At 65.8% G+C, this 20,720-nt stretch carries 18 protein-coding genes; 16 read left to right on the forward strand and 2 right to left on the reverse strand.

Translation table 11 applies throughout. The features are described from left to right. The first annotated feature begins 101 nt into the window (after positions 1–101). From ACP159_RS07400 to ACP159_RS07475, 16 genes are all read left to right on the forward strand, one after another. Positions 102–1,142 (forward strand): TRAP transporter substrate-binding protein, encoded by a 1,041-nt coding sequence (locus tag ACP159_RS07400; RefSeq protein WP_425099017.1) that lies wholly within the window; start codon positions 102–104, stop codon positions 1,140–1,142. A gap of 37 nt (positions 1,143–1,179) precedes the next feature. Continuing rightward, positions 1,180–2,238, forward strand: coding sequence for a TRAP transporter substrate-binding protein (locus tag ACP159_RS07405; RefSeq protein WP_425099018.1), 1,059 nt, complete (start codon positions 1,180–1,182; stop codon positions 2,236–2,238). A gap of 64 nt (positions 2,239–2,302) precedes the next feature. Beyond that, complete coding sequence (locus ACP159_RS07410; protein ID WP_425099019.1) at positions 2,303–2,896, forward strand: TRAP transporter small permease; 594 nt, start codon at positions 2,303–2,305, stop codon at positions 2,894–2,896. After that, positions 2,893–4,206, forward strand: coding sequence for a TRAP transporter large permease (locus ACP159_RS07415; protein WP_425099020.1), 1,314 nt, complete (start codon positions 2,893–2,895; stop codon positions 4,204–4,206). The genes ACP159_RS07410 and ACP159_RS07415 overlap by 4 nt, the downstream gene beginning before the upstream one ends. 164 nt (positions 4,207–4,370) lie before the next feature. Further along, positions 4,371–5,132, forward strand: coding sequence for an SDR family NAD(P)-dependent oxidoreductase (locus ACP159_RS07420; RefSeq protein ID WP_425099021.1), 762 nt, complete (start codon positions 4,371–4,373; stop codon positions 5,130–5,132). Between the two features lie 21 nt (positions 5,133–5,153). Continuing rightward, entirely contained in the window at positions 5,154–6,959 is a 1,806-nt protein-coding gene (locus ACP159_RS07425; RefSeq protein ID WP_425099022.1) for a feruloyl-CoA synthase, read from the forward strand. Positions 6,960–7,311: 352 nt separating this feature from the next. After that, positions 7,312–8,859 carry a benzoate-CoA ligase family protein gene (locus ACP159_RS07430; protein WP_425099023.1) on the forward strand — a complete coding sequence of 516 codons (1,548 nt, stop codon included), beginning with the start codon at positions 7,312–7,314 and terminating at the stop codon, positions 8,857–8,859. Next, entirely contained in the window at positions 8,859–9,680 is an 822-nt protein-coding gene (locus tag ACP159_RS07435) for an alpha/beta fold hydrolase (protein ID WP_425099024.1), read from the forward strand. The genes ACP159_RS07430 and ACP159_RS07435 overlap by 1 nt, the downstream gene beginning before the upstream one ends. Continuing rightward, positions 9,681–10,100, forward strand: coding sequence for a DUF309 domain-containing protein (locus ACP159_RS07440; RefSeq protein WP_425099025.1), 420 nt, complete (start codon positions 9,681–9,683; stop codon positions 10,098–10,100). It abuts the gene before it with no gap. Positions 10,101–10,243: 143 nt separating this feature from the next. Next, positions 10,244–11,905, forward strand: a complete 1,662-nt coding sequence (gene boxC, locus ACP159_RS07445; RefSeq protein WP_425099026.1) for a 2,3-epoxybenzoyl-CoA dihydrolase — start codon at positions 10,244–10,246, stop codon at positions 11,903–11,905. A 111-nt stretch (positions 11,906–12,016) separates the two neighbouring features. Further along, a complete protein-coding gene (boxB, locus tag ACP159_RS07450; protein WP_425099027.1) occupies positions 12,017–13,468 on the forward strand; it encodes a benzoyl-CoA 2,3-epoxidase subunit BoxB in 1,452 nt (483 codons plus the stop codon). Between the two features lie 151 nt (positions 13,469–13,619). Continuing rightward, positions 13,620–13,787 (forward strand): hypothetical protein, encoded by a 168-nt coding sequence (locus tag ACP159_RS07455; protein ID WP_425099028.1) that lies wholly within the window; start codon positions 13,620–13,622, stop codon positions 13,785–13,787. A gap of 76 nt (positions 13,788–13,863) precedes the next feature. Continuing rightward, entirely contained in the window at positions 13,864–15,045 is a 1,182-nt protein-coding gene (boxA, locus tag ACP159_RS07460) for a benzoyl-CoA 2,3-epoxidase subunit BoxA (RefSeq protein ID WP_425099029.1), read from the forward strand. 159 nt (positions 15,046–15,204) lie between these two features. Continuing rightward, positions 15,205–15,636 carry an acyl-CoA thioesterase gene (locus ACP159_RS07465; protein WP_425099030.1) on the forward strand — a complete coding sequence of 144 codons (432 nt, stop codon included), beginning with the start codon at positions 15,205–15,207 and terminating at the stop codon, positions 15,634–15,636. An 85-nt stretch (positions 15,637–15,721) separates the two neighbouring features. Next, positions 15,722–16,639: a helix-turn-helix transcriptional regulator gene (locus tag ACP159_RS07470; protein WP_425099031.1), complete on the forward strand. Its 918-nt coding sequence runs from the start codon at positions 15,722–15,724 to the stop codon at positions 16,637–16,639. A 16-nt stretch (positions 16,640–16,655) separates the two neighbouring features. After that, positions 16,656–18,731 carry a 3-hydroxyacyl-CoA dehydrogenase NAD-binding domain-containing protein gene (locus tag ACP159_RS07475; RefSeq protein WP_425099033.1) on the forward strand — a complete coding sequence of 692 codons (2,076 nt, stop codon included), beginning with the start codon at positions 16,656–16,658 and terminating at the stop codon, positions 18,729–18,731. Positions 18,732–18,818: 87 nt separating this feature from the next. Here the strand turns inward: ACP159_RS07475 and ACP159_RS07480 are convergent, their stop codons facing one another. Both ACP159_RS07480 and ACP159_RS07485 read right to left on the reverse strand, forming a co-directional pair. Further along, positions 18,819–20,213, reverse strand: coding sequence for a 3'-5' exonuclease (locus ACP159_RS07480; protein ID WP_425099034.1), 1,395 nt, complete (start codon positions 20,211–20,213; stop codon positions 18,819–18,821). Positions 20,214–20,216: 3 nt separating this feature from the next. Continuing rightward, positions 20,217–20,708 (reverse strand): hypothetical protein, encoded by a 492-nt coding sequence (locus ACP159_RS07485; protein WP_425099035.1) that lies wholly within the window; start codon positions 20,706–20,708, stop codon positions 20,217–20,219. Positions 20,709–20,720 lie beyond the last annotated feature (12 nt).

The raw sequence follows: 20,720 nt of genomic DNA on the forward strand, positions 1-20,720 counted from the left end.
GCAGGGTCGGGGAAAGAGTTTGCATTATAATGCGAGGTCTGCATGATCTTGCATATCGTGGTTCGCGTGGGGAGATGCGGACACGGACAGGGGAGGGAAAGATGGCACTTCGCAGGACATTTTTGTCGGGTGTGGCAGGGTTTGCACTGATGGCCCTTGGCGCGACGCAGGCCGCCGCGCAGGAGGTGACGCTGAAGCTGCACCAGTTCCTGCCCGCACAGGCCAACGTGCCGAAGCTCGTGCTCGATGTCTGGGCCGACAAGGTGGAGGCCGATTCGGAGGGGCGCATCAAGATCGAGCGCTTCCCCGCGATGCAGCTGGGCGGCACGCCGCCGGAACTGCTCGACCAGGCCATCGACGGTGTTGCGGACATCGTCTGGGCGGTGAACGGCTTCACGCCGGGCCGCTTCCCGCGCACCGAGGTCTTCGAGCTGCCGTTCATGACCACCGACGCCCGCGCCGCCTCCTATGCCTATTGGACCATGTTCAAGGAGCATATGGAGGACACGGATTTCGCCGATCTGAAGATCCTCGGCACCTGGGTGCATGGCCCCGGCATGCTGCACACTTCCAAGCCGGTCTCGGCGCCGGAGGACCTGCAGGGCATGAAGATCCGCGGCGGCTCGCGGATGGTGAACCAGCTGCTGGAGAGGGTCGGGGCGGAGCCCATCGGCCTGCCGGTGACGGCCATTCCGGAGGCGCTGTCCAAGGGTGTGATCGACGGGACCACTATCCCGTGGGAAGTGACCGCCTCGCTCAAGGTGCCGGAACTGGTGCACAACCACACGGAATTCGACGGTCCGGCGATCTATAACCTGACCTTCGTGCTGGCGATGAACAAGGAGCGGTACGAGGGCCTGCCGGATGATCTCCGCGCAGTCATCGACGCCAATTCCGGCCTTGATTTCAGCATCTTCGCGGGCGGCGTCATGGAAGACTCCGATGCCCCGGCGCGGCAGATCGCGCTCGACATGAACAACACGATCATCACCGTCTCCGAGGCCGACGCGGCCAAGTGGGAGGAGATGGCGCGCCCGGTCTATGATGCATGGATCGAGGACGTGAAAGGCAAGGGTATCGACGGACAGGCGCTCATCGACGAAGCGCGGACGTTGATGCAGGATTATCTGTCCAACCATTGAATGCCCCGAAGGGCATCCGGTCATCAGGGAGGAATACATGACCACACGCAGAAAACTTCTTGGCGTCGCGGGCGCGGCGCTGGCCGCATCGCTGATGTCCACCGCCGCCTTCGCGCAGGAGGTGACACTCAAGCTGCACCAGTTCCTGCCGGCGCAGGCGAATGTCCCGACCCAGGTTCTGGACGTCTGGGCGGACAATGTCGAAAAGGACAGCGGCGGCCGCATCAAGGTCGAGCGCTATCCCTCCATGCAGCTGGGCGGCGTGCCGCCGGAACTGATGGACCAGGCGATCGACGGCATTGCCGACGTGGTCTGGACCGTGGTCGGCTACACGCCGGGCCGCTTCCCGACCACCGAAGTGTTCGAACTGCCGTTCATGGTTTCGGACGCCCGCGCGGCCTCCTACGCCTATTGGAAAATGTTCGAGGAGCACATGAAGGACAGCGAATTCGCTGACGTGCACATCCTCGGCACCTGGGTGCACGGCCCGGGCATGTTCCACACCAACAAGCCGGTCACGGTTCCGGGTGACCTGCAGGGCATGAAGATCCGCGGCGGCTCGCGCCTCGTGAACGACCTGCTGACCCGCGTCGGCGCGGAGCCCATCGGCATGCCGGTTCCCGCCGTGTCCGAGGCCCTCTCCAAGGGCGTGCTCGATGGCACGACCATCCCGTGGGAAGTGACCACCTCGCTCAAGGTCCCGGAACTGGTGCACAACCACACCGAGTTCGACGGCCCGGCGCTCTACAATCTGACTTTCGTGCTGGCGATGAACAAGGATCGCTACGACGGGCTGCCCGATGACCTCAAGACGGTGATCGACGACAACTCCGGCCTGGCCTTCTCGATCTTCGCAGGCGGCACCCAGGCGGATGCCGATGGTCCGGCGCGCCAGATCGCCGTGGACATGGGCAACAACATCATCACCGTGTCCGAAGAGGACGCGAAACAGTGGGATGCGCTTGTCTCCCCGATCTACGAAACCTGGATCGAGGACATGAAGGGCCGCGGCAAGGACGGTCAGGCGCTGATCGACGAAGCCCGCCAGCTGATGTCCGAGTACAGCTCTGACATGGACACCTACACCGCCAAGTAAGGCATCGGCGCGGGGCCGTGGCCGATCGCCATGGCCCCCGCTTCTCCGATAGAGGACATTCCCCATGCAACGCCTTCATCGCACGGTGCTGGCACTGGCGAAGCTCATCGCCGTGCTGGGCGGCTCGGTTCTGACCGTGCTGATCCTGATCATCTGCATCTCGATCCTCGGACGGGCGACCAACTCCGTCCTGCATTCCGATCTCGTCATGGGCATCGCACCCGGCTTTGCACAGGGGCTGATCGACGCCGGGATCGGCGCGATCCGGGGTGACTTCGAGCTGGTCGAAGCCGGAATGGCCTTCTGCATCTTCGCCTTCCTGCCGTTCTGCCAGATCACTGGCGGGCACGCCTCCGTCGACATCGTGACCAATTTCCTGCCGCGCCCGACGCAGAAGGCGCTGATCTTCCTCGGCGAGGCGCTTTTTGCCGTGGCCCTGGTGATCATCGCGGTGCAGCTCGACAGCGGGATGGAGCGCAAAATCCGTTCCGGCGAGACCACGCTGCTGCTGCAGTTCCCGGTCTGGTGGTCCTATGCCGCAAGCCTCATCGGCGCGGTCGCCGCCGCCGCCGCGGGCGTCTACATGGCCCTCATCCGGGGTTACGAACTTCTGACCGGCCGCATGATCGTGCCGAATGCCGTGGGAGCGGACCATTGAGCAACCTTGAAATCGGCATCCTGTCCTTCCCGGCGCTGCTTGTCCTGATCTTCCTGCGCGTGCCCATCGGGCTGGCCATGTTCACCGCCGGGTTCGCCGGTCTGTGGATGGTCAACGGCAACGCCGTCATGGCGCTAGCCCGGCTGAAGTCCGAGGCCTACACGACCTTCTCCAGCTACTCCCTCTCCATCGTGCCGATGTTCCTGCTGATGGGGTATTTCGCAACCCTTGGCGGCATGTCCCAGGCGCTGTTCAAGGCCGCGGAGAGCTTCCTCGGCCATCGCAAGGGCGGGGTTGCCATGGCGGCCATCGGCGCCTGCGCGGGCTTCGGCGCGATCTGCGGCTCTTCGCTCGCGACGGCGGCGACCATGTCGCGCGTGGCGTTGCCGGAACTGAAAGCCTATGGCTACAAGGGCGGCTTCTCCACCGCGACCCTCGCGGCGGGCGGCACGCTCGGCATCCTGATCCCGCCTTCCGTGGTGCTGGTGATCTACGCCATCCTGACCGAGCAGAACATCGCCAAACTGTTCCTCGCCGCCTTCATTCCGGGCATCCTCGCCGCCATCGGCTACATGGTCGCCGTGTCGATCTACGTGCGCATGAACCCCGGCTCGGCGGGCGTGCGCGAGCCGGTGCCCTTTGCCGACCGCATGCGTGCGCTGATCGACGTCTGGCCGGTGCTGCTGGTCTTCCTTGCGGTGGTCGGCGGCATCTACGGCGGCATCTTCACCCCGACCGAAGGCGCGGCGGTCGGCGCACTCGGCACCGGCATCATCGCGCTGGTCAATGGCGGCCTGACCTTCCGGACGCTGATCGACAGCTTCACCGACACCGCCCGCTCCACCGCGATGATCTTCTTCATCGTGCTCGGCGCGGCCTTCTACAACGGTTTCCTCGCGCTGACGCAGGTGCCGCAGGAACTCAGCCGCATGGTGGTCGAGGCCGGCATGTCGCCAATGTTCGTTCTGCTGGCCATCCTCGCGCTCTACCTCGTCTTCGGCTGCTTCATGGACAGCCTGTCGATGATCTTGCTGACCATCCCGATCTTCTTCCCGGTGATCTCGGCGCTGGATTTCGGCCTGAGCCAGGAGCATGTGGCGATCTGGTTCGGCATCCTCGTGCTGATCGTGGTGGAGGTCGGCCTGATCACGCCTCCTGTGGGGATGAACCTGTTCGTCATCAACGCGATGGACCCGGAGACGCCGATGTTCGAAACCTACAAGGCGGTGATCTACTACGTGATTTCCGACCTCGTGAGGGTGGCGCTGCTGGTGGCCTTCCCGGCGATCACGTTGTTCCTTCTGCCTTGAACGGGTGCGGGGCAAAGCCCCGCCCTACGGACTGTGGGGTCCCGTTCGGGGGCCATCAATGAAACGGAACGGGGAGGGGCGCTGCCCCGCCGCAGCGAAGCTGCGACTCCCCGGGATATTGGGGGCAACTGGAAGCAGCGGCCCGGGATCTTTGGAGACACACGATGGATATTTCCGGACAGGTTGCAATCGTCACGGGCGGCGCGAGCGGTCTTGGGGCGGCGACGGCGCGGCGGCTGGCCGCGGATGGCGCGAAGGTTGGCATTCTCGACTTCGACGAGGCACGGGCCGCGGCGATGGCGGCGGAGATCGGCGGTCACGCGGTGAAGACCGATGTGGGCGACGAAGCGTCGGTGGCGGCGGCGATGGCCGAGATCAAGGACAGGCTGGGCGCTCCCCGGGTGGCGGTGAGCTGCGCCGGGATCGGCCTCGCGGCGCGGGTCGTCGGGCGCGAGGGAAAGCTCTCCTCGGACGTGTTCGAGCGGACCATCCGGGTCAACCTGATGGGCACCTACTACGTGATGTCCCACGCGGCCCGCGAAATGATGGCATTGGAGCCGATGGAGAACGGCGAGCGCGGGGTCGTGGTGAACACGGCGTCTGTCGCTTATCAGGACGGGCAGATCGGGCAGGCGGCCTATTCGGCATCCAAGGGCGCCATCGCCGCCATGTGCCTGCCGGTCGCGCGCGAGATGGCGAAAATGGGCGTGCGGGTCATGGCCATCGCGCCGGGGCTGTTCAACACGCCGATGATGGAAGGGCTGCCGGAAGAGACCACGGCGGGGATCGTGGCCAACGTGCCCTTCCCGCAACGGCTCGGCGATCCGGCGGAATATGGCCTGATGGTCAGCCAGATCGTCGCCAACCCGTATCTGAACGGCACCACGATCCGGCTCGACGCCGCCGTGCGCCTGCCGCAGCGCTGACCCGGTTGCGAGGAGGGGACGATGAGCAAGTACCTGGACCACAAGGTTGTACGCGAGGATCGGCCGGACGGGACGATCATCCTGCGCTCCGCCTATGACATGGGGCCGGTCGTGGCGAAGAGCGGCATCTGGCTGGACGACTGGGCCGCGCGCACACCGGATGCGGTCTTCATTGCGGAGAGGCAGGGGGACGGCTGGCGCGAGGTCACCTTTGCCCAGGCGCGGGCGCTGGTGCGGGGTATCGCGGCCAGCCTCCTGAAACGCGGCATGTGGCAGGGCACACCGATCCTCGTGATTTCCGGCAACGGCGTGGATCACGGGCTGCTGGCGCTGGCAGCGCAATATGTCGGGGTGCCGACGGTGCCGCTGGCCGAGCAATATGCGCTGATCCCCGCAGCCAACGGCCAGCTGCGCCATTGCGCCGAGGTGGTGAAGCCGGTGATGGTCTTCGCAGACGATGCCGCCCGGTACGGCAATGCGCTGGCGCTCGACTGTTTCGACGGGATGGAGAAGGTGGTGAGCGCCGGGGCCGGCGAGGGGATGACGAGCTTCGCCTCCCTGACTGAGGGCGCGGATCAGGCCGCCGTCGATGATGCCGCCGCGCAGGTTGGGCCGGACACAGTGGCCAAATACCTGATGACCAGCGGCTCCACGTCCAGCCCCAAGGCGGTGGTCACGACACAGCGCATGATGTGTGCCAACCAGACGCAGATCGCCGACGCGCTGCCCTTCCTGCGGCAGTATCCGCCGCGGATCGTGGACTGGCTGCCGTGGAACCACGTGTTTGGCGGCTCGCACAACTTCAACATCGCCCTGTCCAATGGCGGCACGCTATACATCGACAACGGCAAGCCGACCCCGGCGCTGATCGGCAGGACGTTCGAGAACAACCGGATGAAGAGCGGCACGATCGCCTTCAACGTTCCGGTCGGGTTTGCCCAGATGCGCGATGCCATGAAAGAGGACAAGGCGCTTCGCGAGAGCTACTTCAAGGACCTCGACATGCTGTTCTACGCCGGCGCCTCGCTGCCGCAGGATGTCTGGCGCGACCTCGAGGATATGGCGCGGGATGTGCGCGGCGACGTGCCGTTGATGAACTCCAGCTGGGGACTGACCGAGACCGCGCCCGCCTGCCTGATGCAGCACGAGCCGACGGACCGCTCGGGGATCGTCGGCGTGCCGCTGACGGGCGTGGAGGTCAAGCTGATCCCCGACGAGGACATGCGCTGTGAAGTGCGGGTGCGCGGGCCGAATATCATGCCGGGCTACCTGAACGCCCCGGAGAAGACGGCGGAGGCCTTCGACGAGGAGGGGTTCTTCATCACCGGGGACGCGATGAAGTTCGTCGATCCGGCGGACATGAACAAGGGACTGAAATTCGACGGGCGCATCTCGGAGGACTTCAAGCTGCTCTCCGGAACCTGGGTCCGCGCGGCGAACCTGCGGCTGGAGGTGCTGGCGGAACTGGGCGCACTGGCGCAGGACGTGGTGATCTGTGGCGCCGACAAGGCGGAGATCGGCGTGATGATCTTCCCGGGACCGAAAGCCCTGGCGCTGGCCGGGGAGGGCGCGGATCAGGGCGGAGCGCTGGTGAACGAGGCGTTGGCCGAGGCGGTGCACGGCGCGCTGGCACACAGGCATGACCATGGGTCGGCCTCCCGGATCGCGCGGGCCATGGTCCTGGCGGAACCGCCGTCGCTCAGTGATGGCGAGGCGACGGCCAAGGGCAACCTGAACTTCCGCAAGATCCTGACCCGCCGCGCGGCGCTCTATGAGCGACTCTTCGAGAACGGCGATCCCGCCGTTATCCGGGGCGAAGCTGGATAGGACCCTTGCCGCGACACCGTATCCGCAGCCGTGCGGTGTCGCGCCACGCCCTGTCTTCTCTGGTCCTGAAATACCTCGGGGAGTCCGCAGGACGGGGCAGAGCCCCGGGCCAAAAATTTCTCCCGGGAAATTTTTCTTCCCCGGACGGCTTCTTGTGCAGGAAAATGCAACATGCACGCCCGGTCCGTCTTGTCATATCCTTTGGTTGATGCATTATAAAGCATAAGCCGACTCATCCCGCTCGGGGTACACTCGGCCCCGGACCGGCGCTCAAAGGAGGGGGCGGCGGAGCCATCCGGGCCTGATGCGAACAGGATCCGGCCGGGCCGTGCCCGGTCACAGGGAGGACCACATGCACGACAACCAGAACGCGGCGCTGTATTTCGTCGACCGGCACGTCGCGGAGGGCCGCGCCGAGAAGGTTGCCTTCCGCGAAGCGGCCGGGGCAAAACGGAGCCAGACCTACGGCGCTCTGAAGGACCGAAGCGACCAGGTTGCCGGAGCCTTCGCGGGCGCGGACATTCGTCCCGAGGAGCGGGTCGCCTGCATCGTTCTCGACCAGATCGAATACCCGGAGATCTTCTGGGGCGCACTCAAGGCGCATGTGATCCCGATCGCGCTCAACACGCTTCTGGCCACGCCAGTCTATGACTTCATTCTCAAGGACAGCCGCGCCGCCTGTTTGATCGTCAGTCACGAGTTGCTCGACGTGGTCATGCCGGCCGCGCACAACGCACCGCACCTGCGCAAAATCGTCGTCATCGGCGGCGAGGCACCCGAAGGGACGATGTCCTACGACGAGTTCATGGCCGGGTCGACGCCGCGCGCCGTGGCGCATGTCTCGGAAGACGAATGCGCCTTCTGGCTGTATTCGTCCGGCTCGACGGGCCAGCCCAAGGGCGTGCGCCATGTTCATGGGGCGTTGAAGGCCACCTCCGACACCTACGGCGCGCAGGTGCTGGGCATCCGCGAGGAGGACACGGTCTTTTCGGTCGCAAAGATCTTCTTTGCCTACGGCCTCGGCAATGCCATGACCTTTCCGATGTCCGTGGGCGCCACGACGATCCTGTTCAATGGCCGCCCGACTCCGGACGTGGCGGTCAAGATCATCGAGGAGGAGAAGCCGACGATCTTCTGCGGCGTGCCGACGCTGTATGCCGCGACCGTGGCATATCTCGAGAAAAACGGCGTTCCCGCGTCCAGTCTGCGCAGCTGCATCAGCGCGGGCGAGGCGCTGCCGACCGAGATCGGCACCAAGTGGGAAAAGCTGTGGGGTGTGGAAATCCTCGACGGGGTCGGCAGCACGGAGATGCTGCACATCTTCCTGAGCAACGCGCCGGGTGATGTGGTCTATGGCACGTCGGGCCGTCCGGTTCCGGGCTACGAGTTGCGCTGCGTGGACGAGAATGGCGTCGAGATTACCCCCGGCGGGGTGGGGGAGTTGCTGGTGCGCGGGGCCTCCGCCGCCGAGGGCTACTGGAACAAGCGCAGCAAGTCCCGTGCCACCTTCGAGGGGGAATGGACCCGTACCGGCGACAAGTACGAGATCACCGAGGACGGGCGTTTCGTCTACTGCGGGCGCACGGACGACATGTTCAAGGTCTCCGGCATCTGGCTCTCGCCCTTCGAGGTGGAACAGGCGCTGATAGAGCATCCCGGGGTGCTGGAGGCGGCGGTGGTGCCGATGCGGGACAAGAACGATCTGGAGAAGCCCAAGGCTTTCGTGGTTCTCAAGGAGGGCGCGGACCGGGACGCCGTGCTCTCCGAACTGAAGGACTTCGTCAAGGCGAAGGTCGGCAAGTGGAAATACCCGCGCTGGATCGAGGTGGTCGAGGACCTGCCGAAGACCGCCACGGGCAAGATCCAGCGCTTCAAGCTGCGCCAGACGGAGCAGGCGTGATGGCCTTCGACTGGATGCAGCGCAGCGGTTTCGTCTCGGTTGGCGGGGTGTCGCTGGACTACGCCACCCATGGGCAGAAGCCGGGGGAGGCTCCGACGATTGTCCTGCTGCATGAGGGGCTTGGCTGTGTCGCGCTCTGGCGTGATTTCCCCGAGAAGCTGGCGGAGGCGACCGGCTGGGGAGTCTTTGTCTATTCGCGGCAGGGCTACGGTCAGTCCGACCCCGCCCCGCTGCCGCGCCCGCTCGACTACATGAAGCGCGAGGCGCAGGAGGCGCTGCCGAAGCTGCTGGATGCCATCGGCTTCGAGAACGGCATCCTCATGGGGCATTCCGACGGCGCGACGATCGCTACGGAATACGCCGGGGGTGTGGAGGATTTCCGCGTGCGCGGGCTGATCCTGATGGCGCCGCATTTCTTCACCGAAGCGATGGGTTTGAGGGAGATTGCAAAGGCGAAAGAGACGTACGACTCCGGCGACCTGCGCGCGAAGCTGGCGAAATACCACAAGGACGTCGACAGCGCCTTCCGGGGCTGGAACGACAGCTGGCTGCATCCGGATTTCGACGATGCCCTGACTTCCGATGCCATCGACTACCTGCGCATTCCCGCGCTTGTGATGCAGGGGCGGGAAGACCAATACGGCACGCTGGCGCAGATCCGCGAGATCGAGACGCGCTCCTACGCGCCGGTGGACGTGGTGGTGCTCGACGCCTGCCGCCATGCGCCGCAATTCGACCAGCCGGAGCAGGTTCTGAAGGCGGTGAGCGAGTTTACCGTGCGGCTGGGCCGGATCGAGGCCGCCGAGGTCGAGGTCGCCTGAATGGACAATTGGCTGCCTCCGCACGCCTATGTGCCGGGGCAGACGCCGCGGCATCCCGAAGGGCTGTTCGACGCGTCGAAGGGTCTGGCGGAGCCGCTGGAGGCCAGTCCGGCCTTCGCCCATGGACTGAGGTTCCTTGAGCAAGGCTTCTTCTGGGAGGCGCATGAATGCCTCGAGCCGGTCTGGATGGCGGCGCGGGAGAACTCCGGGGAGAAGCTGCTGCTTCAGGCGCTGATCCAGCTGGCGAATGCCAGGCTCAAAGCGCGGATGGGCAGGCCGAAGGCGGAAGCGCGTCTGAGGGCAGAGGCGGCACGGCTGGCGCAGGAGGCCTTCGGGCGGGGAGGAGCCCTGGTGCTGGGACTCGCGCAAAATGATGTGGCGGAGATGTTGGAAGAATCGGATACGGGATGTGCAAGATAATGCATATTTCGGCACTGCACTGAAAATGAATGAAAATTGCCAAAAGACATGGGCTTGATTGCTGGCAATATAGTGCTATTTTGGGACTTGCGAGAAGTTGATGTGCACTATAATGCTAGATCACGGAAACGAGGAGACCGCAGATGACCAAGCGTATCGACTTCCAGGTGGACCCCTCCGCCTACAAGCATTGGAAAGTCACCTATGACGGCCCCGTCGCGGAGCTTTTCATGGATGTGGACGAGAATGGCGGCCTCTTCGAGGGCTACCAGCTCAAGATGAACTCCTATGACCTCGGCGTCGACATCGAACTGGCGGACGTGGTGCAGCGCATGCGTTTCGAGCATCCGGAGGTGAAGGTCGTGGTTATGAAATCCGCCAAGGACCGCATCTTCTGTGCCGGGGCGAACATCCGCATGCTGGGCGGCGCGGCGCATTCGCACAAGGTCAACTTCTGCAAGTTCACCAACGAGACCCGCAACACCTTCGAGGCAGCAGAGGCCGACAGCGGCCAGAAGTACGTCGCCGCCGTGAAGGGTGCCTGCGCCGGGGGCGGGTATGAACTCGCGCTGGCCTGTAACCACATCTTCCTGACCGATGACAGCACCTCCGCCGTGTCCCTTCCCGAGGTGCCGCTGCTGGCGGTGCTGCCGGGCACCGGCGGCCTGACCCGCGTCACCGACAAGCGCAAGGTGCGCCGCGACCGCGCGGACATCTTCTGCTCGACCGAGGAGGGTGTGCGCGGCAAGCGGGCGCAGGAGTGGAACCTGGTCGACGAGGTGATCTCCAACGCGACGTTCGATGCGACCGTGGCGGAACGGGTGGCCCAGATGGCGGCGCAGTCCTCCAAGCCCGACGTCGAAAAGGGTATCACCCTGACCCCGCTGGACCGGACCTTCGGGGAGGACGGCTCGGTGACATATTCCTCCGTCGAAGCCACCGTCGACCGCGCCGCGCGCAAGGCGACCATCACCATTCACGGCCCGAAGGCGGATGCGCCCGCCGACATGGACGCCTTCACGGCGGAAGGTGCGCAGGCCTACATGCTGCGCCTCGCGCGGGAACTGGACGACGCGATCCTGCATCTGCGCCTGAACGAGATGGAACTGGGCCTCTGGGTCATCCGCACCCAGGGCGATCCGGAGGTGTTCGCCGCCCATGAGGCGCTGCTGCTGGAGAATGCCGATCACTGGCTGGCCAACGAGGTGTTGAAGTACTGGAAGCGCGTCCTGAAGCGCGTGGATGTGACCTCGCGCAGCCTCGTGGCGCTGGTCGAGCATGGCTCGTGCTTCACCGGCATCCTCGCCGAACTGCTCTTTGCCGTGGACCGCAGCTACATGATGGAAGACGAGTTCGAGGGCGACAACCGGCCCGTCGCCACCGTCACGCTCACCGATGCCAACTTCGGCCCGATGCCCATGGGCAACGATCTGACCCGTCTGGAAACCCGCTTCCTCGGCACGCCGGAGATGGTGGAGAAGGCCAAGGGCGCGAAGGGTCAGGCGCTCGAAGCCGAGGAGGCCGACGAACTGGGCCTCGTGACGATGATCCTCGACGACATCGACTGGGAGGACGAGATCCGCATCTTCATGGAAGAGCGTGCATCTTTCTCCCCCGACGCCATGACCGGCATGGAGGCCAACCTGCGCTTCGCCGGGCCGGAGACCATGGAGACGCGGATCTTCGGGCGGCTGACCGCCTGGCAGAACTGGATCTTCAACCGCCCGAACGCGGTCGGCAAGGATGGCGCATTGCAGCGCTACGGCACCGGCGTGCGTGGCGATTACAACATGGAGCGGGTCTGACCCGTTCGCGACGGTGGGTTGCAAACCCACCCTACGGGCCCCGGCGCGCGCCGGTCCCGACATCAGATGTAGGGTGGGTTTGGCACCCACCGCTCTTTGGAGGAATTCGACATGCTCGACCTGATCAACGTCGCCTACGACACCCAGATCCCCAACAACGTCGGCCTTTCCAGCGACCGCAAGGTTCTGAAGGCGCTGGAGAAGTGGCACCCCGGTTACATCAACTGGTGGAACAAGCTGATCCCGCAGAACTTTCAGGAGAGCATGGTCTACCTGCGCACCGCAGTCAGCGTCGATCCGAAGGGCTGGGCGAAGTTCGACTATGTGAAGATGCCGGAATACCGCTGGGGCGTCTTGCTTGCGCCGCAGGTGGAGGACCGCCGCATCCCGATGGGCGAGCACAAGGGCGAGCTCGCGTGGCAGGAAGTGCCGGGCGAGTATCGCAACATGCTCAAGCGGCTGATCGTCATCCAGGGCGACACCGAGCCGGGTTCCGTCGAGCAGCAGCGCTTCCTCGGCCTCACCGCGCCGTCGCTCTACGACATGCGCAATCTGTTCCAGGTCAACGTCGAGGAGGGCCGTCACCTTTGGGCGATGGTCTACCTGCTGCAGAAGTATTTCGGCAAGGATGGCCGCGAAGAGGCCGACGAGCTGCTGATCCGTTCCTCCGGTTCGGAGGAAGCGCCGCGCATGCTTGGCGCCTTCAACGAGGAGACGCCGGACTGGCTGTCCTTCTTCATGTTCACCTATTTCACCGACCGCGATGGCAAGATGCAGCTCGAGAGCCTTGCGCAGTCCGGCTTCGATCCGCTGTCGCGCACCTGCCGCTTTATGCTGACCGAGGAAGCGCACCACATGTTCGTGGGCGAGACCGGCGTGTCGCGCACCATCCAGGCGACGGTGGAGGCGATGAACAAGGCGGGCATCAGCGATCCGTATGACGTGGACAAGATCCGCGATCTCGGCGTCATCGACCTGCCGACGATCCAGAAGAAGCTCAATCTGCACTACACGCTCTCGCTCGACCTCTTCGGGCAGGAAGTCTCGACCAACGCGGCCAATGCCTTCAATGCCGGCATCAAGGGCCGCTACATGGAGAACCGCATCGACGACGACCACCAGCTCAAGTCCGACACCTACACGGTCTGGGACTTCGAGGATGGCAAGGCGGTTCAGAAGCAGGTGCCGGCGCTGACCGCGATCAACATGCGCCTGCGCGACGACTACACCCGCGACGCGGCGGGCGGCATCGGGCGCTGGAACAAGGTCATCGAGAAGGCTGGCATCGACTTCCAGCTCAAGCTGCCGCACGAGGCCTTCCACCGCCAGATCGGCGTCTTCTCCGGCAAGACCTTCGATCCGGAGGGCAACATGATCTCCGGCGCGGATTACGACGCCAAGGTCAACGACTGGCTGCCGACGCGGGCGGACGGCGACTTCATCCAGTCGCTGATGAAGCCGGTCTACGAGCCGGGCAAATACGCCAGCTGGATCGCCGCTCCCAAGGTCGGCATCGACAACAAGCCGGGCGACTTCGAATACGTCAAGCTGCACATGGCCTGACATGCAGGGACGAGGGTGAGGAGAATTTCAGACTGAAATTCTGATCACCCTTGATCCTGCGCAAATCGGCGGAAGGGCGGGGCGTGGTATCCTGCCCGCCGCGAACAGGACACGGGGAAGGTTTCCCGGCCCCATCAGGAGGAGACGCGCCATGCACAGCGAACGCAGGATCGGCCACGCGCCGCGCACCACCGCCATTGGCCAACAGATGATCGGCATCCAGGGGCCGTGCATCGGCTGCAAGGGCTGCCAGGGCCTCTGCGAGGCGCTGATCGAGGCGCTCTCGGTCCCGGATGTCGTCCTGAACCGCGCCGGCTGAGGCCAGCGCTTCTCCAGACATGACCAAATGCCGCGCCGCTTGCGTGGCCAACGCGACCCGTTCGAAAGGCCCTGCCATGAACAAGCCGCTCAAACAGCATCTGATCGACCCGGAAATCTGCATCCGCTGCTACACCTGCGAGATGACCTGCCCGGTCGAGGCGATCACCCATGACGACAACAACGTCGTGGTGAATGCGGACAAATGCAACTTCTGCATGGACTGCATTCCCGTCTGCCCGACGGGCAGCATCGACGAATGGCGCGTGGTGCAGGAGCCTTACACGCTCGAACAGCAATTCGCGTTCGACGAGCTGCCCGCGCAGGAAGACCTGCCCGAGGGAGAGCCGGGCGGGATCGAGGCGCTTGACGAGGCGATGGCGGCGCTGCTGGCCGAGGCCCATTCCGGCGCGGGCGGCAAATCGAAGGCGCCGCGCTCGGCGGCCAAGCCTTCGGTGAACCTCTACAATCTCGGCAAGCCGGTGACGGCGAAGGTGCAGGGCAATTTCCGCCTGACGAAGGACCCCGAGCACGACGTGCGCCATATCATCCTGGACTTCGGCGGCCATCCCATGCCGGTGCTCGAAGGGCAGTCCATCGGGATCATCCCGCCGGGCACGGATGCGGAGGGCAAGCCGCATCTGCCGCGTCTCTATTCGGTGTCCTCCCCGCGCGACGGCGAGCGGCCGGGGTATAACAACGTCTCCCTGACGGTGAAGCGCGAGGCGCAGGGGCTGTGCTCGAACTATGTCTGTGACCTCAAACCCGGCGACGAGGTGAAGGTGACGGGGCCGTTTGGTGCAACCTTCCTGATGCCGGACGACCCGGAGGCGCGGCTGCTGATGGTCTGCACCGGCACGGGCTCCGCGCCCATGCGGGCCTTCACCATGCGGCGGCAGCGCACGGTGGGCACGAAAAATGGCGGCATGACGATGTTCTTCGGCGCGCGCAGCGAGGGTGCGTTGCCGTATTTCGGGCCTTTGGGCAAGGTGCCGCAGGCGCTGCTCGACAAGCATCTGGTCTATTCGCGGGGCGAGGGGCCGAAGGAATACGTGCAGGACCGGATGCGGGCGGAAGAGGAGAAGGTGGCCGAGCTGATCGCCGACCCGCAAACGCACGTCTATATCTGCGGTCTGCGCGGCATGGAGGAGGGGGTCGAGAAGGCCCTGACCAACATCGCCGAGAGCATCGGCGTGCAGTGGCGGGCCTTGCGCGACACCATGCGCGAGGAGGGGCGGTATCATGTGGAGACCTACTGATCCCGGCGCGGGTGCGGGGCGAAGCCCCGCCCTACGGAGCGATGTGGTTCGCGCAAGGGGGCGCGTCGGTCCGGAGGTCGGAAAAGGGCTCCGCCCCGACGCAGCGCCGCTGCGTCTCCCGTGAGTATTTGCAAAGAGAAGAAACGGGGGATGCGGCGCATGAGCGGCAGGCCATCGGGCTGCTTTGCCCATGAGATCCGCATCACCTGGGGCGATTGCGATCCGGCGAAGATCGCCTACACCGGGCGCATTCCGTGGTTTGCGCTCGACGCGATCAATGCCTGGTGGGAGGACAAGGCGGGCGAAGGTTGGTTCCAGTTCGAGGTGGACCGCAACTTCGGCACGCCCTTCGTGCACATGAGCCTCGATTTTCGCGCCCCGATCACACCGCGCCATCGTCTTGTCTGTCACACATGGCCCGAAACGCTGGGCGAGACGTCGATCGCCTTTCGGGTGGAGGGCGAGCAGGATGGCGTCTTGTGCTTCGAGGGGCGTTTCGTCTGCGTCTTTGTCGTGGCCGACGCCTTCCGCAAGGTTCCGCCGCCGCAGGACATCCGGGACATCGTGCTGGCGCATCTGCCGAAGGCATAAGACGCGGGAAACCGGCAGTCTGCGATTGCGCGGCCCGGGAAACCGGGGTTAACTGTGCATTATAGTACATAACCGGCACGGGGCCATGGCAGAAATCACATCCTTCAGCGGCAAGGCGACGGCGGTGGACGGGCAGAGCCTGATCGACATCGCTGTGGCGGAGTTGATGGCGCGGGTCGGGGACCGGGTGCGCAAGGCGCGGGAGCAGAAAGGCATTCCGCGCCGGGTGCTGTCGGAGATGTCGGGCGTGTCACCGCGCTACCTCGCGCAACTGGAGAGCGGCGAGGGGAATATCTCCATCGGCCTCTTGAAGCGGGTCGCCGTGGCGCTGGACTATCGCATCGAGTGGCTGGTGGGGCAGGACGATCCCTTCGGCTCGGAGGTGCTTCAGGTGGCGGAGCGGTTCCGCAAGGCCGACCGGGCCGCCCAACAGGCGGTGCTCAAGGCCCTGAGCGCGGAGCCGGAGCAGAGCCAGCGGGCCGGACGCATCTGTCTCGTGGGCCTGCGCGGAGCGGGCAAGTCGACGCTCGGGCGGATGGCGGGAGAGGCGCTGGACCTGCCGTTCGTGGAACTGAACCGGGAAATCGCGCTGGCCGGGGGGATGCCGGTGGACGAGATCCTGGCGCTCTACGGACAGGAGGGCTATCGCAAGCTGGAGGCCGACGCCCTCGACCGGATCGTGGCCACGCATGACCGGATGATCCTCGCCGTGGCGGGGGGGATCGTGGCGGAGCCGGCGACCTACAACAGCCTGCTCGGCCGGTTTCACACCATCTGGCTCAAGGCGACGCCGTCCGAGCACATGGATCGCGTCCGGGCGCAGGGCGACACCCGCCCGATGGAAGGCAACCCGGAAGCCATGGCGCAGCTGCGCAGCATCCTGCACAGCCGCGAGGCTCTCTATGCGCGCGCCCACGCGCAGCTTGACACCTCCGGCGCCAGCGTGGAGGACACGTTGAAGCGCCTCGTCGCGCTCATCCGCGAGCGCGGCTTTCTCGATTGAACGCAGAGGATACCCAATGAGTGTCAGCTTTCGCCGCCTGGGTGCGGCTGCCGTCGTCGAACTGGACAATCCGCCGGTGAATGCCATCGGCCTGGCTGTCCGCGAAGGGTTGCAGGGGGTTCTTGACCGGATCGCTGCGGAAGACGGGCTGACCCGGGTGATCCTGACCGGCAAGGGCCGCGCCTTTGCGGCAGGCGGCGATGCGCGGGAGTTCGATGCACCGGCGGTGGCGCCGCATCTCAACGACATCGTGAACCAGATCGAAGCCTGCGAGGTGCCGTGGATTGCCGCGTTGAACGGGGTGACGCTGGGGGGCGGGGCAGAGCTGGCGCTGGCCTGCCGGTATCGCATCGCCGCACCCGGGGTGCAGATCGGGCTGCCGGAGGTGAACCTCGGGATCGTCCCCGGCTCCGGCGGCACGCAGCGGCTGCCGCGTCTGATCGGCATGAAGGCGGCGCTGGGCCTGATCCCGACGGGCAAGGCAGACTCGGCGGAAGAGGCGGAGCGGCTCGGGCTGATCGACGGCATCGCGGACGATCCGGTGGAGACGGCGCTGCATCTGGATGAAGGCTCGCTGGAACTTGCGCTTCAGGTGCGGGACCTGCCACGGCCGACCGCGGACCCGGAGGCGGTGGCGACGGCGCGGGACCTGGCGGCGACGAAGCTGAAACAGCAGATCGCGCCGCTAAGGGCCATCGACCTGATCGCGCAGACCGCAGAGCGGACGTTCGTGGAGGGGCTGAAGGACGAGCGGCAGACCTTCCTCGACCTGCGGGTGGGGGAGCAGGCGCGGGCGCTGCGGCATGTATTCTTTGCCGAACGGGCGGCCAAGGCGCCGGACTGGCTGACTGTCGCGCCGGTGGCGCTGGAGCGCGTGGCGGTGGTCGGCGGCGGCACCATGGGGGCGGGGATCGCCTATGCGCTCTTGAACGCCGGGCTGTCGGTGGTGCTGTTGGAGATGGACGCGGAGGGCGTGACCCGGGCGCGGGACAACGTCGAGAAGATCATCGGCCAGTCGCTGAAACGCGGCTTGATCGACGCTGCGGGCGCGGAGGCGCGGCGCGGGCGGTTCGTGGCGTCATTCGAGTATGCGGACGCGAAGGACTGCACGCTGGCCATCGAAGCGGCCTTCGAGAGCATGGACGTGAAGCGGGCGGTGTTCGGCAAGCTGGAGGCGGCGCTGCCGGAGGGGGCCGTTCTGGCGTCGAACACGTCTTACCTCGACCTTGACGAGATTGCGCGGAGCGTGGCGGACCCGTCGCGCGTCGTCGGTCTGCATTTCTTTGCCCCGGCGCATATCATGAAGCTGCTTGAGATCGTGCGGGGGGCGGCGACGTCGGATGTGGCGCTGGCCACCGGGTTCGCCCTCGGCAAGCGCCTGCGGAAGATCCCCGTGCTGGCCGGGGTCTGCGACGGCTTCATCGGCAACCGTATCCTGGCGCGCTACCGCGAAGCGGCGGACACGGTGTTCATGGACGGCTCGACCCCCTGGGAGGTGGACGAGGCCATGGTCGAGTTCGGCTATGCCATGGGACCTTACGAGGCGCAGGACCTCTCCGGTCTGGACATCGCGCATGCCAACCGACGTCGGCAGGATGCGACGCGGGACCCGAAGCGCCGGTATGTCCCGATTGCGGACCGGATGGTCGAACTGGGCAAGCTGGGACGCAAGACCGGGGCGGGCTGGTATCGCTATCCGGGCGGGGGCGGCAAGGTGGAGGACCCGATCGTGGCGGATCTGGCGCTGGAGGAGGCGCATTTCGCCGGGGTGATCCGGACCGACTATTCCGCCGACCAGATCCGCGAGCGACTGCTGCTGGCGATGATCAACGAGGCTTGCGACATCCTGCACGAGGGGATCGCCGCCTCGGCCCGGGATATCGACCTTGTGACGGTGTTCGGCTACGGCTTTCCGCGCTGGCGGGGCGGGTTGATGCATTATGCCGACACGCTGGGGGTGGCGACGATTGTCGACCGGCTCCGTGCGCTGGAGCAGGAGGATGCGCTGGTCTGGCGACCCTCCGGCTTGCTGCTGGCCTGTCTTGATAGCGGGACGCCTCTTGCAGAGGCGACGCCTGCGGCGGGCGGGTAAGGGGGCGCGCCGCGCCCCCTCTGCGCTGCGCGCATTCACCCCCCAGGGGATATTTGGAGCAATTGGAAACCGGGGGCGTCGGACCCGTCAATTCAGGTCTTCGAGCAGACGTCCGTGGCGGCGGGTCTCGGCGATGACGTCGCCGAAGGTTTTCAGGCCCCTGGCTTCCAGCATCGGGAGCATCTTCACCAGAACTTCCGCCGTGGCGTGCGCGTCTCCCAGCGCGGTGTGGCGCAGGTGGCCGGGGATGGTGACGTTCAGGCGGGTGCAGAGGGCGTCGAGCGTGTGCTGCTCCGTCGTGCCCCAGATCACCGCCGACAGCAGCACGGTATCGAGGATCGGGTGGTCCCAGTCGACGCCCATGCGGGCCTTGTGGCGGTGCAGGAAGGCCATGTCGAAGGGCGCGTTGTGGGCCACGATGACGCTGCCGCGCGCGAAGCGGTGGAAGCGGCGGCCCGCTTCGGCGATGTCCGGCTTCCCTGCGACCATCGCATCGGTGACGTGGTGGACCTTCGTCGATGCCGGGGGGATCGGGCAGCCGGGATCGACCAGCTGGTCGATGGTCTCGCCCGGGGTGATGCGGCCATTGAGGACGCGGACCGCGCCGATCTGGACGATCTCGTCCTTGTGCGGCAAGAGCCCCGTGGTTTCGGTGTCGAAGACTGTGAAGGTCAGTTTCGACAGGGGTTTGGCGTCGAAGGCGCTGTCGTCGCCGTGCAGCAGGTCGAAGTCATAGACGATGGGGCGGGCGGCTTCCGGGGGCATCTCCGCCTGTTCGGCGTCAATGATGAGGATGTAGCCGCCGCCGGCCATCGGTTTCATCCGCGCCTCGAACGACAAGGCCGCGTCGATGGCGCGCAGCGTGGCGGTCACCTCGCGTCCGGTCTTGTGCATCCTGCGCACGGCGGCCTTGAGCGCGGCCTCGTCGAAATACTCGGCAAGCTGCGCGTTCAGGCGGGGCGTGTGGATCTGGCTCAGCACCTCCGCCGCCTGGCCGTCATAGAGCACGATCTGCCCGGCAGCACCGACGAGAATCGTCGCCACCGGGATTTCCGTCAGCAGGGCGGTGAGCTGCGCCTTTTCCGCGTTCAGGCGCTCGGTCTCGGCGGCGATGCGGTCGGCCGTGGCGACGGCGCTTTCAGAGAGCGCGGCGCTGACCGCGCTGGCGGCGGGAGCGAGATCGCCGAGGTAACGGGCGTCGAGCGTCGTATCGACACCGGCGTGGGCCTTGGCGCGCAGGCTTGCGGCCAGTTTCTCGATGGGTTTGGCGACGTTCTCGTCGAAGAGCAGCCAGATGGCGGCGGAGAGGCCGACCAGCAGGAAGGCGGCGAGGATGCCGGTGAACACGAAGACGGCGGCAGGGTCGGTTGTGTCGAGCCGGGCATGACCCAGGTAGAGCGCGAGCAGCACCAACGCGGTGCCTCCGAGACCCTGCAGGCAGAAGAACAGGAAGATGCGCAGGCGCAGGCTGAGGCGCTCCATGGCTCAGCTCCCGGTGCAGAGGCTGGCGACGATGGGCAGGCCGGGACCGTCCGATTGCCATGTCGGGGTTTCGCTGTCGCCTTCGGCCCAGACCTTCTGGTTGCAATCGACGGCAACGACGCGGCCTTGCGGCTGCGCCCAGCGGCCATACCGCACGATCTGGGCAATGTGGCGTCCGGGGGCGTCCGGGTTGCTTAGCATGCTGGCGGGATCGACGGACCAGAACCTGTCGGTCAGCGGGAGAACGTAGGACCAGGGCCGCCAGGGCGCGCCGCCTGCCTCGCTCGACAGCACGATGGTGCCTTCGGGCAGGCCCGCGCGGGTGCGGTCGTACCACGAGTATTCCAGCGACATGGTCGCCACGATCATGGCTAGACCCGCGCCCACCGGCACCAGCCATTTCGGCATTCGTCCGCCGGTCAGTTTCGTCAGGGCCAGAGCGGCGCCCGCGCCGACGAACCCGGCGACAAAGACCGCGATCAATTCCAGAAACATGTGTCCTCCCAA

The sequence above is a fragment of the Tropicibacter sp. S64 genome, from assembly GCF_049803835.1.
GTDB lineage: Bacteria > Pseudomonadota > Alphaproteobacteria > Rhodobacterales > Rhodobacteraceae > Pacificoceanicola.